The 12209-nt window shown below is 66.4% G+C and carries 12 protein-coding genes; 4 read left to right on the top strand and 8 right to left on the bottom strand.

Annotated features, from left to right (window positions below; translation table 11 throughout):
* The first annotated feature begins 40 nt into the window (after positions 1-40).
* Positions 41-1327: a mechanosensitive ion channel family protein gene (locus ABRZ00_RS13470; protein WP_368641620.1), complete on the top strand. Its 1287-nt coding sequence runs from the start codon at positions 41-43 to the stop codon at positions 1325-1327.
* Positions 1328-1355: 28 nt separating this feature from the next.
* Here ABRZ00_RS13470 and argH read toward each other — a convergent pair whose 3' ends face one another.
* The gene (gene argH / locus ABRZ00_RS13465) at positions 1356-2774 is read right to left on the bottom strand and encodes an argininosuccinate lyase (protein ID WP_368641621.1); all 1419 of its coding nucleotides are present in this window, start codon (positions 2772-2774) and stop codon (positions 1356-1358) included.
* A gap of 114 nt (positions 2775-2888) precedes the next feature.
* Here argH and ABRZ00_RS13460 point away from each other — a divergent pair, with 114 nt between their 5' ends.
* A complete protein-coding gene (locus ABRZ00_RS13460) occupies positions 2889-3227 on the top strand; it encodes a P-II family nitrogen regulator (protein ID WP_343835903.1) in 339 nt (112 codons plus the stop codon).
* A gap of 19 nt (positions 3228-3246) precedes the next feature.
* Here ABRZ00_RS13460 and ABRZ00_RS13455 read toward each other — a convergent pair whose 3' ends face one another.
* Positions 3247-3792, bottom strand: a complete 546-nt coding sequence (locus ABRZ00_RS13455; RefSeq protein ID WP_368641622.1) for a chorismate lyase — start codon at positions 3790-3792, stop codon at positions 3247-3249.
* 90 nt (positions 3793-3882) lie between these two features.
* Between ABRZ00_RS13455 and ABRZ00_RS13450 the strand changes: the two genes are divergently transcribed.
* Positions 3883-4614, top strand: coding sequence for a pseudouridine synthase (locus tag ABRZ00_RS13450; RefSeq protein ID WP_368641623.1), 732 nt, complete (start codon positions 3883-3885; stop codon positions 4612-4614).
* Here ABRZ00_RS13450 and ABRZ00_RS13445 read toward each other — a convergent pair.
* Positions 4587-5546: a 23S rRNA (adenine(2030)-N(6))-methyltransferase RlmJ gene (locus tag ABRZ00_RS13445; protein WP_368641624.1), complete on the bottom strand. Its 960-nt coding sequence runs from the start codon at positions 5544-5546 to the stop codon at positions 4587-4589. The genes ABRZ00_RS13450 and ABRZ00_RS13445 overlap by 28 nt on opposite strands.
* An 8-nt stretch (positions 5547-5554) precedes the next feature.
* Positions 5555-6325, bottom strand: a complete 771-nt coding sequence (ugpQ, locus tag ABRZ00_RS13440) for a glycerophosphodiester phosphodiesterase (RefSeq protein WP_368641625.1) — start codon at positions 6323-6325, stop codon at positions 5555-5557.
* A gap of 199 nt (positions 6326-6524) precedes the next feature.
* On the opposite strand from ugpQ, the gene ABRZ00_RS13435 reads away from it, so the two are divergent.
* A complete protein-coding gene (locus tag ABRZ00_RS13435; RefSeq protein WP_368641626.1) occupies positions 6525-8480 on the top strand; it encodes a SurA N-terminal domain-containing protein in 1956 nt (651 codons plus the stop codon).
* Positions 8481-8661: 181 nt separating this feature from the next.
* On the opposite strand, the gene ABRZ00_RS13430 is transcribed toward ABRZ00_RS13435, so the two are convergent.
* The 4 genes from ABRZ00_RS13430 to ABRZ00_RS13415 are packed head-to-tail and all read right to left on the bottom strand — an operon-like array spanning position 8662 to position 12154.
* Positions 8662-10926: a bifunctional (p)ppGpp synthetase/guanosine-3',5'-bis(diphosphate) 3'-pyrophosphohydrolase gene (locus ABRZ00_RS13430; protein ID WP_368641627.1), complete on the bottom strand. Its 2265-nt coding sequence runs from the start codon at positions 10924-10926 to the stop codon at positions 8662-8664.
* 17 nt (positions 10927-10943) lie between these two features.
* Positions 10944-11147 carry a DNA-directed RNA polymerase subunit omega gene (rpoZ, locus tag ABRZ00_RS13425; protein ID WP_320347921.1) on the bottom strand — a complete coding sequence of 68 codons (204 nt, stop codon included), beginning with the start codon at positions 11145-11147 and terminating at the stop codon, positions 10944-10946.
* A 12-nt stretch (positions 11148-11159) separates the two neighbouring features.
* Positions 11160-11804: a guanylate kinase gene (gmk, locus tag ABRZ00_RS13420; protein WP_343835377.1), complete on the bottom strand. Its 645-nt coding sequence runs from the start codon at positions 11802-11804 to the stop codon at positions 11160-11162.
* Entirely contained in the window at positions 11801-12154 is a 354-nt protein-coding gene (locus ABRZ00_RS13415; protein WP_368641628.1) for a hypothetical protein, read from the bottom strand. The genes gmk and ABRZ00_RS13415 overlap by 4 nt, the downstream gene beginning before the upstream one ends.
* Between the last annotated feature and the right edge of the window lie 55 nt (positions 12155-12209).

The raw sequence follows: 12209 nt of genomic DNA, 5'->3' as shown, positions 1-12209 counted from the left end.
ATACAGTATGGGTTTCTTGCCGATCTGGATTGGAATCGCCATGCCGCCCACGCCGAATGCCTTGAGCACCCCGCTGGAAGTCTGGGTGGACACCTGGATTCTGCCCTGGGTGCCGCAGGAGCCCTGGGCGCAGGCCCTGGTGGGCATGCTGGTGCTGGCGGGCGTGGTGTGGCTGGCGGGGCTGCTGGCCTCGCGCGGGTTGGCGCTGGTCCTGGGGCGCGCCCTGCAGGCGCTGGGCCGGGACGACTGGAGCCAGGCGGTGGCGCGGCGCGGCGTCTACCGCCACTTGGGCCATGCCGTCTCCCTGCTGTTGATCGCCGCCAACATCCGCCTGCTCTTCGTGGGCGAGGCCCTCGGCGACTCCCTCGAGCGCCTGATCCAGGCGCTGGCCCTGGTGTATGTCTTTCTGGCCTTCAACCGGCTGTTGCGCGCCTGGCAGGACGTCAACATGCTGGGGGTGCAGCAAGGGCGGGGGCGTCCCATCAAGGGTTATCTCGAAGTCGCGCAACTGGCCGTCTGGGCGCTGTGCGTGGTGCTGGTGGTATCCGTGCTGCTGGATCAATCGCCCCTGCTGATGCTCTCCGGCCTGGGCGCCTTGTCCGCCGTGCTGCTGCTGGTCTTCAAAGACACGCTGTTGTCGCTGGTGGCCAGCACGCAGATGAACACCAACGACATGCTGCGCATCGGGGACTGGATCGAAATGCCTCAGGCGGGCGCCGACGGCTTCGTGATCGATATGGCGCTGCATACCGTGAAGGTGCAGAACTGGGACAAGACCGTCACCACCATTCCCACCTACAAGCTCTTTTCGGAAAGCTACCGGAATTGGCGCCAGATGTTCGAGTCGGGCGGACGGCGCATCAAGCGCACCTTGCGCATCGATGCCGAGTCGGTCCGGTTTCTGGACGATGATGAAATCCAGGCGCTGAGCCGCTACCGTTTGCTGAGCGACTACCTGGCGGCCAAGCAATCCGCGTTGCAGGCCTCCAACCAGGCGCTGCAGGAGACTGCCGCCGTGCCCGCCAACCGGAGACGCCTGACCAATTTGGGCACTTTTCGGGCCTATGCCCTGGCCTACCTGAAGCAGAATCCGAACATCCGCCAGGACATGCTCATGATCGTGCGCGCGCTGGAGCCCGACAGCCAGGGCGTTCCGGTGGAGGTCTATTGTTTTTCACGCCTGACGGCCTGGGTCGATTACGAGCAGGTCCAGGGAGACCTCTTCGATCATCTGCTGGCCATTCTGCCCGAGCTGTCGCTGCGGGTGTACCAAGCCCCTTCCGGGCATGTGTTTTCGCGCCTGGCCGGCGGCGCCGAGCGCGATTAGCGCCGCGCCGGCCAGGCTGGGGGCTGCGCTAGGCCTGCTCCGCCCCGTCCAGTATCCGCCGCGCTTCGATCCGCACGCGTTCGGGGGCGGTACCGCCGATGTGCTTGCGGGCGGCGACCGAGCCTTCCAGCGTCAGCACCTGGAACACGTCGTCCTGGATGTCCGCATGAAAACCGCGCAGTTCATCCAATGAAAGATCGGCCAGATCGCAGCCGCGCTCTTCGCAGGAACGCACCGCCAGCGCCACGGTCTCGTGAGCATCGCGAAAGGGCACGCCGCGCTTGACCAGGTAGTCGGCCAGATCGGTGGCGGTGGCATAGCCCTGCAGGGCGGCGGCGCGCATCGCCTCGGCCTTGACGCGCACCCCGCCGATCATGTCGACGAAGATCGTCAGCGTGTCGCGGATCGTGTCGGCGGTGTCGAACAGGCCTTCCTTGTCTTCCTGATTGTCTTTGTTATAGGCCAAGGGCTGGCCTTTCATCAGGGTCAGCAGCGCGACCAGGTGGCCGTGCACGCGGCCGGTCTTGCCGCGGGCCAGTTCGGGCACGTCCGGATTTTTCTTTTGCGGCATGATCGAACTGCCGGTGCAGAAACGGTCGGCCAGATCGATGAAACCCACGCGCGGGCTCATCCACAGGACGAGTTCTTCGGACAGGCGCGAGATATGCGTCATGATGAGCGCCGCCGCCGCGCAGAACTCGATGGCGAAATCGCGGTCGGAGACGGCATCCAGAGAATTGCGGCACACCTCGTCGAAGCCCAGAGAGCGGGCGACCCGCTCGCGATCGATGGGGTAGGACGTGCCCGCCAGGGCGGCGGCGCCCAGGGGCAGGCGGTTGGTGCGGCGGCGGCAGTCGGCCAGGCGCTCGGCGTCGCGGCCGAACATTTCGGCATAGGCCAGCAGGTGGTGGCCGAAAGTGACCGGCTGGGCGACTTGCAGATGGGTGAATCCCGGCAGGATGGTGTCGGCGTGTTCCAGGGCCAGGGCGGCCAGGCGGTGGCGCAGTTGCCCCAGCAGTTCGATGGCGAGGTCGATTTCGTGGCGCAGCCACAGGCGGATGTCGGTGGCCACCTGGTCGTTGCGGGAACGGCCCGTATGCAGGCGCTTGCCGGCGTCGCCGATCAGTTCGACCAGGCGTTTTTCGATGTTCAGATGGACGTCTTCGAGGTCTAGGGACCAGACAAAGCCGCCGGCGCGGATTTCTTCCAGGATCTGCGCCATGCCGCGCTGGATGTCGGCGAGGTCGGCGGCGCCGATCACGCCCACGGCCGCCAGCATGTCGGCGTGGGCCAGCGAGCCCTGGATGTCGAAGGCCGCCATGCGCTGGTCGAAGTTGACCGAGGCGGTATAGCGCTTGACCAGATCGGAGACGGGCTCGGAGAAACGGGCGGACCAGGCTTGCGACTTGTTGTCGAACTGATTGTGTGCGGACGGGGTATTGGACATAGTGGGCGCATTATAAAGGAGGGGCCGTCAGCCTCGGCAGTCAGGCTGGACGGCGCCGTCTGCGCTATATTAAAAGCTTTTCAGCGGAACCCCGATACCATGGCGCACCCCGACATGAAGCAGATCACCGCGATCGTCAAACCCTTCAAGCTCGACGAGGTGCGCGAAGCCTTGTCGGAACTGGGCGTCAATGGCCTGACCGTCACCGAGGTCAAGGGCTTTGGCCGCCAGAAAGGCCACACCGAGCTGTATCGCGGCGCCGAGTATGTGGTGGATTTCCTGCCCAAGATCCGCATCGACGTGGTGGTGGCGGCCGATCAGGCCGAAGGCGTGATCGAAGCCGTCATCCGCGCCGCGCGCACCGGCAAGATCGGCGACGGCAAGATTTTCGTCACGCCGGTCGAGCAGGCTGTGCGGATCCGCACGGGGGAAAGCGGCGTCGAAGCCCTGTAGGGGCGGCGGGCGCCTGGCCTCAGCGCGGCTGCGCAATCGCCCAGAAGGACGGCAGGAAATATTCCGCCACCAGCAGGGGTTGTCCCAGGCGCACGAACACCGAGTGCCGGGCCAGGATCAGCGACCCGGCGGTTGCATCGGCCCAGGCGCCGTCCGCGTCCCTGACGCGTATCCGGCCGAAGCGAAAGCCGCTGCGCGCGATGCGCGGATCCCGGTACAGGATGTCGGCCAGCGGACGCTGGCCCAGGCCGCGCATGGCTTGCCAAACGCCCAGGCTGGCGCGGCGCGGCGTGAAGCTGCAGGCCTGGATGGCGGGCACGCCGTTGATCGTCATCAGGATTTCGCGCCACCAGACCGGGCTGCCGGCCGGCAGCCCGGCTTCGGCGGCCCAGCCGGAAGGCAAGGCTTCAACGGCTTCGCGGCGCACGGCCAGCCGTACCTCTCCGAGGAGGCGCAGGCCGGCGGTGAGGGCGCCGGGCCGTCGCAGCCAGGCCTGCCGCGTCCGGTCCAGTCCGGGTGCGGGGGCGTGGCGCCAGGGGCGGGGCAGGGCGGTGTCCGGGGTCATGGAAAGCAGTGGATCGAGGGGCCACACGATAGCATGGCCGCTTCGGTCCGGCGCGGGGCGCCCGGGGAATCCTATAAAATGCCCGGCATCATGGAACCAGTCCGAATTTCAAAACTCATGGCCCAGCGCGGCCTGTGCTCGCGGCGCGAAGCCGATGCCTACATCGAACGCGGCTGGGTGCGCGTGGACGGCCGCATCGTCAGCGAGTTGGGCACCAAGGCCTTGCCCAGCGCCCGCATCACACTCGAGCGCCAGGCGGCGCGGCGCCAGACCGACAAGGTCACCCTCATTCTGAACAAGCCGGTGGGCTACGTGTCGCACCAGTCCGACAAGGGCTACCGCCTGGCGGCATCCCTGATCCAGGCGCGCACCCAGCACCGGGCGGGCCGCGGCGGCCCTGCCTTCGATCCCGCGCATCTGCGCGGGCTGGCGCCCGCCGGACGCCTGGACATCGACTCCCAGGGGCTGCTGGTCCTGACCCAGGATGGGCGTATCGCCCGTCAGCTCATCAGCGATGATTCTTCGATCGAAAAGGAATACCTGGTGCGCGTCGAAGGCCGGCTGTCGGCCGGCGGGCTTGCCTTGCTGAACCACGGCCTGACGCTCGATGGCCAGGCCCTGCGGCCGGCGCGGGTGCAGTGGCAGAACGAGGACCAACTGCATTTCATCCTGCGCGAGGGCCGCAAACGCCAGATTCGCCGCATGTGCGAACAGGTCGGGTTGAAGGTCGTGGGCCTGAAGCGTGTGCGCATGGGCCACGTCGTGCTGGGCGATCTGCCCGTGGGCCAGTGGCGTTACTTGCGGGATGGCGAGCGCTTCTGAGCCGGGACGGGGCTGTCGGCCGGTCTGTGTGGCTTGAGCCCGGCCTTGGCGGACGGCGACGGCGTGCCGGAGGGGCCGGTGCGCTGGGCGCTGGTTTCCAGCGTATGCCGGGCGTGCGCATCCTGGGCGAGTATCCGGGTCAGCCAGGGCAGGGCCGCCCGTAATTCCTCGCGCAGCGTCCAGGGCGGGTTGATGATGAACATGCCGCTGCCATGCAGCCCCAGTCCGTCGGGCGCCGGTTTACGCACCGTCAGGGTGGCGTGCAGCCATTCCACGGGCAGCCGTTCCAGCGCGCGGGCCATTTCGTGCGCCTGGACGCGCTGCACCAGGGGATACCAGACCGCAAAACAGCCGGAGGCGAAACGCTCCAGGCCGGCGTGCACCGCCTGCAGCGTGTGGCGGTAGTCCTGCTTGTCTTCATAGGACGGATCGATCAGGACGAGGCCTCGCCGGGTGGGCGGCGGCAGCAGCCGTCTCAGCCCGGCGAATCCGTCCTCGCGGGCGATGGTCACCTGGCGGCGCGGGGCGTCCAGTTGCCGCAGGGTGTCTTCCAGCACTTCGATTTCGGTGGGATGCAGCTCGAACAGCCGCAGCTTGTCGGATGCGCGCAAGGCGTGCAGGGTGAGCGCGGGCGAGCCGGGGTAGCGGTTGGCGACCCCGTCGGGATTGAAGTCCTGGATCGCGCGCAGATAGCGTGCCACCAGTTCGGGCGGCTGGGGGGCGCCCAGCAGCCGGTCGAGCCCGTCGACGACCTCGCCGCTCTGGCCGGCCCATTCGCCGTCCAGGGCGTAGAGGCCCGCGCCGGCGTGGGTGTCGATCACCCAGTAGGGCGCGTCCTTGCGATTGAAATAATCCAGGATCTGGACAAGGATGGCGTGCTTGAGCACGTCGGCGTGATTGCCGGCGTGGAAGGCATGACGGTAGCTGAACATGGCGAAACCTATCGGGAGACCAGGCCGGGCGCATCCGCCCGGACGAGATGCAATTCATCGGTGAATACCGCCTGGCATCCCCAGCCGAGCAGCGTACGGGCGCGGGCGGGGTCGTTGACGGTCCAAACCGCCACGGCGGCGCCACGGCCCAGGATGTCGCGCACTGCGGCTTGCTCGGCGTGCTGCGTGTCGATGTGCAGGCCGATGCAGCCCAGGCCCTGCAGGCGGGCGTGCCAGTCTGCCGGAACCGGCCCCTCGATGAGCAGCGCGCGGGGCAGGCCGGGTGCGGCTGCCCGGGCGGCTTCCAGGGCGGTTTCGGAAAACGATGACAGCAGCGGCGGCAACTCGGCGCCGGCCCACAGGCGGGCCGCCGCGCGGGCCACGGCCGCGCCGGTGGCGGTTTCCTGGCCGGCGGCCGGCTTGATCTCGATATTGCTGTGCAGGTTGCGGGCCCGGGTGCAGCGCGCCACGGCATACAGGGACGGCGCCGGCTCGCCGGCGAAATCCGGCCCGTGCCAACTGCCGAAGTCCATTTCTCCCAGTGCGCGCCAATCCAGCTCATGGGCCGGGCCGCGGCCGTTCGAGGTCCGGTCCACGGTGTCGTCGTGCAGCAGAAAGGGCAGGCCGTCCGCGCTGAGTTTGACGTCGAATTCCACCATCCTGAATCCGGCGTCCGCGCCTGTGCGTATGGCCGCCAGAGTGTTTTCGGGCGCCAGCCGGCCGCCGCCGCGATGGGCGATGAAAGCCGGCCAGGGCCAGGCGGGGAGGGATAAGGTCATGGCAAGTCGGCGCGCCGGAGAAGGACAAACCGCATTTTAGCCAGCAGAGGCGCCACCGGCCAGGAAAGCCCGCGGCCGCCCGCATTCGGAGGGTCGGCCGGGGTGCCGCTTTGGCAAGGGGGCCGGTCGCGGTGGTAAACTGCGGGACATTTCGTTCGCGCGGCCCTGGGGCCGTCAGTCTCCAGCAGGTGAGCCGTTCATGTTCGATTTCATTCGTACGCATCAACGCCTGATGCAGTTGATTCTTCTGATTCTCGTGGTGCCGTCTTTCGTGTTCCTCGGGATCAGCGGCTATTCATTCGTCACCGCCGACCCGGCCATTGTCGAAATCGGCCGGGCGACGGTCACCCGCGAGGAATTCGTCCAGGCACAGCGCAACCAGTTGCAGCAGATGCAGGAAAGCAGCCAGGGCCGCTTCGACCCCGCCCTGCTGGACAATCCCCAGGCCCGCCAGGCGCTGCTGGATCAGCTCATTGATCGCAAGCTGCAGATCGCGGTGGCGACGCAGAATCATTTCAGCGTATCCGACGGCGCCCTGCGCCGCGCCATCTCGGCCATGCCGCAATTGCAGGTCGACGGCCAGTTCTCGCCCGACCGCTATCACGAAGTCCTTACCTCCTATGGCCTGACCCCGCGTGACTTCGAGGCGGGCCAGCGTGCCGAACTGGCCCTGGACCGCGTGCTCGGCCCGGTGCGCGACACGGCGCTTCTGCCGGCGCCCGTGCTCGACGGCCTCAAACGCGCCCTGACGGAAGAGCGTACCGTCCGTCTGCGGGTCTTCAAGGCCGAGGATCATGTCAAGGAAGTCCAGGTGACCGACCAGGACATCCAGGCCTGGTACGACGGCCACCAGGATGCGCTGCGCCTGCCCGAGCAGGTCTCGGCCGATTACCTGGTGCTGGACGAGGCGGCCGCCCTGGCCAGCGTGCCTGCTCTCGAAGAATCCCAGTTGAAGGATTATTACGAGCAGAACAAGGCGCTCTACGTGGTGCCGGCGCGTGTCAACGTCAGCCACATTCTGATCAAGCTGCCGGCCGGTGCATCCGACGACGTGGTCAAGACCGCGCAGACCAAGGCCGCGGAGATCGTCACGCGCTTGCGCGCGGAGCCTTCCAAGTTCGCGGAACTGGCCCGCAAGGAATCCCAGGATGCCGGCACGTCGCGCGATGGCGGCCGCCTGGGCTGGATCCAGCGCGGCACGCTGCCGCTGACCATGGAGCAGGCCGTATTCGCGCTCAAGCAGGGCGAGATTTCCGATCCCGTGAAGGGGCCCGAAGGCTATCACGTCTTCATGGCCGACGAGGTCCAGCCCGAGCAAGGCGAAACCTTCGAGCAGGCGCGTCCCAAGGTCGAAGAAGAGGTTCGCCGTCAATTGGCGGCCGACCGATACGCCGACATGGCGACCAAACTCACCAGCCTGGTCTACGACAATCCCGCCAGCCTGGATCCCGCCGCCAAGGAACTGGGCCTGCAGATCCGCCATGCCGGTGGAATCGCGCGCGAGCGCCTGCTGAGCGTGGACGAAGCGGGCAAGGACGCGGCCTCCGCTTCGGGCGATTCGGCCATCCTGGGCGACGTGCGCGTGCGACAGGCCCTGTTCAGCTCCCAGGTACTGACCGATAAGCAGAATTCGGGGGTGATCGAGATTTCTCCCGACACCATGACGGTGGTGCGCGTGCGCGATGTGACGCCGTCGCATGTGCCGCCGCTGGATCAGGTGCGGGATCATATCCGCGCGCAACTGACCGACGAGCGCGCACGAGCCGCCGCCGTGGCCGAAGGTGAAAAGGCGCTGGCCGAGCTTCAGGCGCAGCCCGCTTCCGAGGGCTTCGGCGAACCGGCGAAGATCAGCCGCCTGAACCCTGCGGGCTTGTCCAAAGAGGTGCTGGACGCCGCGTTCTCCATCGAGGCGGACAAGACCCCGGCCTTCGGTGGCGTGACTTTGCCGCGGGCCTACGCGATCATCCTGATCGACGAGATCAAGCCCGGCATGACGGATACGCCTGCGCTCGATGGCCTGGGCTTGCAGATGGCCAGGGTCTGGGGGGGCGTGGAGCAGCAGGCCGTGCTGGCCGAACTGCGACAGCAGTTGGGCGTGAAGATGACGGACGAGGGCCGCCGGCTGATCGAGCAGGGGGACAGCGGGCCGAATTGATTCCACGCCCCTGGGTTCGAATAAAAAGCTCCGGTGATTCCAGGCACCGGAGCTTTTTTGTTTCGGATCCGGCAGGCAGGAGGATGTCTTGGTGTGCGGCAGCCCTCCGCCTCGCCGCCCGCAGGCGGCTCGGATTCGGCAGGCACAGGACAGTCCGCAGGGGACTGTCCCGTGTCCTGCCTCATCCCTTCGCTCTGACGATCTTTTGGACCTGGGGGACGTGCCGGATGGCGCGGATGACCTGGGCGAGATGCTTGCGGCTGTCGACCTGGACCACGATATTGAGCAGAGCCGTGGAAGCGGCCTCGTCGGGCATGGTGAGCTGGATGATGTTGGAATCGGCTTCGGTGATTTCCGCCGCCAGGCGGCCCAGCACGCCGCGTTCGTTCAGGACGGTCAGCTCCAGGCGCGTGGTCAGGTGCCGGGCGGTTGTGGTGTCCCAGATCACCGGAATCCAGCGTTCAGGCTCGCGCGCCTGCTGGCGCATGGCCACCGGGCAATCGTTCATGTGCACCACCAGCCCGTGGCCCAGGCGGATGCCGCCGATGATGGCGTCGCCCGGCAGCGGGCCGCAGCAAGGGGCCAACTGGACGGCCTGGCCTTCGTTGCCGTGGATCACGATGGGCGCGCTGGTGACGGAAGTGAATTCGTCCACGGCCATCGCCGTGGTTTCCAGCATGGCGTTTTCAGGGGCGAAGCGGCGCGCCACCACGGCGGCCAGGCGCTTGCCCAGGCCGATGTCGGCCAGGATCTCGGTGCGCGAGGCGCCGCCCGAACCCTTCGACAGGCGCTCCCATTGCGGATCGTCGTCCTTGGGATAGGGAATAGAAAGCTGGTCGAAGGCCTGATTCAGCAGCCGGCGGCCGAAAGCCACGGATTCTCCGTAGCGCTCGTTGCGCAGGTAATGGCGGATTTCCGAGCGTGCGCGTCCCGTGCGCACGTAATTCAGCCATTGGGCGCTGGGGCGCGAAGCCGACGATGTGATGATTTCCACCGCATCGCCGCTGTGCAGCTCCGTGCGCAAGGGCGAGAAATCGCCGTTGATCTTGCAGGCGACGGTATGGTTGCCGATGTCCGTGTGGATTGCATAGGCGAAGTCGACCGGCGTGGCGCCGCGCGGCAGCGACAGGATTTTGCCTCGGGGCGTGAACACGTAGACCGCGTCGGGGAAGAGATCGACCTTGACGTGCTCCAGGAATTCTCCCGAGTCGCCGGTCTGGCTCTGGATGTCCAGCAGCGATTGCAGCCATTGATGGGTGCGCTTCTGCAGGTCGTTGAGCGAGGTGCCTTGCTCTTTGTACAGCCAGTGGGAGGCCACGCCTTCTTCGGCCACATGGTCCATGTCGTGGGTGCGGAACTGGAACTCCACCGGTGTGCCGTAAGGGCCGATCAGGGTCGTGTGCAGGGATTGGTAGCCATTGATCTTCGGGATGGCGATGTAGTCCTTGAACTTGCCGGGCACCGGCCGGTACAACTGGTGCAACGTGCCCAGGGCCAGGTAGCATTCAGGCAGCGTGTGGACGATGATGCGAAAACCGTAGATGTCGAGGACGTCGGAAAACGATTTCTTCTGCTCGACCATCTTTTTATAGATGCCGTAGAGCGATTTTTCCCGGCCGCTGACTTCGGCGTCCAGGCCGGCGGCGGGCAGCGCGGCGCGGACGGCTTCGGCGATTTTCGAAATGACTTCGCGCCGGTTGCCGCGCGCGGCCATCATCGCCTTGTGCAGCACGAGATAGCGGTTCGGATGTATGGCCTTGAAGCAGCGGTCCTGCAATTCTCGGAACAGCGCGTTGAGCCCGAGCCGGTGAGCGATCGGCGTGTAGATGTCCAGGGTCTCGCTGGCCACGCGGCGGCGTTTTTCGGGTTTGACCGCGTCCAGCGTGCGCATGTTGTGCAGCCGGTCCGCGAGCTTGATCAGAATGACGCGGACGTCGCGCGCCATGGCCAGCAGCATCTTGCGGAAGGATTCCGCCTGCTGTTCGGCCTTGGTGGCGTATTCCAGGCGTTCGAGCTTGGTGAGACCATCGACGATCTCGGCGACCTCGACGCCGAATTTCTCGGCCAGCTCCTGTTTGCTGACGCCCTGGTCCTCGATCACGTCGTGCAACAGGGCGGCCATCAGGGAATCGGCGTCGAGCTTCCAGCCGGCGCAGATTTCGGTGACGGCGATAGGGTGGGAGATGTACGGCTCGCCGCTGGCGCGGAACTGCCCGAGGTGGGCGTTGTCGGCGAAGCGGTAGGCTTCGCGAATCCGTTCGATGTCGCGCGGACTCAGATATCCCGAGACGATCTGGTTGAGCCCGGCCAGCGATGCGATCGGGCTGGGGGCGGCCCCGGATTGCGGGGCAGGGGCGGTGTGCGGCTTGCGCCGCCGCAGGCGGGGGCCTTTGCGTAGAACGGCGAGCAGCCCGGAGGATGCGCCGCGCAAGCCGGAAAATGCCATGGCCCGCCCCCCCGGAATCAGGTGGGGACTTTGCGCAGCATCTCGGTGCCGACCAGGCCCTGTGCGATTTCACGCAACGCGGTGACCGTGGGTTTGTTGTGGCTCTGGATGCGGGCTTCGTGTCCCTGGGCCAGTTCGCGGGCGCGGTAGGTCGCGACCAGGGTCAGGTCGAAGCGGTTGGGGACTTGTTCGAGGCAGTCTTCTACGGTGATGCGGGCCATATGTATCCTGGTTCAGGAAGCGGTTGAAAGCGGTTTGCGGATACCCAACTGGGTGAACAGCTCGGCGTGCCGGACGGATTGCGCAGTGTAGCGCAATCGGGCCGCGCAGATCACTTGGCGGAGTTGTTCCAGTGCGACGCTAAATTCTTGATTAATAATAACATATTCGCAATCCGAAGCATGCGCCATCTCGCCGCCTGCCGCAAGCAGCCGGCGGGCGATGACCTGGGGGGCATCCTGGCCGCGATTTTTCAGGCGGCTCTCCAGGGCTTCGATCGAGGGCGGCAGGATGAAGATGCCGATCGCCTGGGGGTAGTGGCGGCGCACCTGGAGGGCCCCCTGCCAGTCGATTTCCAGGATGATGTCGGTGCCGGCGCTCAGGGCCTGTTCGACCCGGTCGCGGGGCGTGCCGTAGAAATTGCCGTGGACTTCCGCCCATTCGAGCATGTCGCCCTGGTCGCGCAGGGCCTGGAAGGTTTCCATGGACACGAAGCGATAGTGCTTTTTGTCTTCTTCGCCGGGCCGGGGCGTGCGGGTGGTGCAGGAAATGGATAAGGCCAGGCTGGGGTCTTTTTCCAGCAGGGCGTTGACCAGGCTGGATTTGCCCGCCCCGCTCGGGGCGACCACCATGAAGATATTGCCGGAGGACTGCGTCATGTCAGGTTCGTGTCAGCGGTCGGAGGTGCCGGATCGTCGCCGGACTGGCCGAGTTCGGCCAGTGTCTCGGCGTAGGCCTGCGGGCCTGTGCACAGGAAGACGATGGCATCGCCCGGATTGAGATTGAAGAGCACATCCTGGATCTGCTCGGAGGCGTCGTCGCCGTCGTGGATCGCGGCGACGTGGACGTCCCCGTCTCCCTGGAACTGTTCGGCGGGGACCAGCCCGGTCACCTGCTCGACATCCGCCTCGCGCTGGGCCACGTAAACCCGGAAAGGCAGGTCTTCCAGAGTGATGTCCAGGACCATCCCCCGGTCCAGATGAGCGATCAGTCGGCTGTCGAGCGGCATGGGCGTGAGGAAAGTGGGATGAGCCCTGGATTATAGACGCTTTGCCGGGCCGCTC

Source organism: Castellaniella ginsengisoli, from assembly GCF_040955415.1.
GTDB lineage: Bacteria > Pseudomonadota > Gammaproteobacteria > Burkholderiales > Burkholderiaceae_B > Castellaniella > Castellaniella ginsengisoli.
Note: the sequence above shows the minus strand (reverse complement) of the source record. Positions and strands in the feature narration are given on the sequence as shown.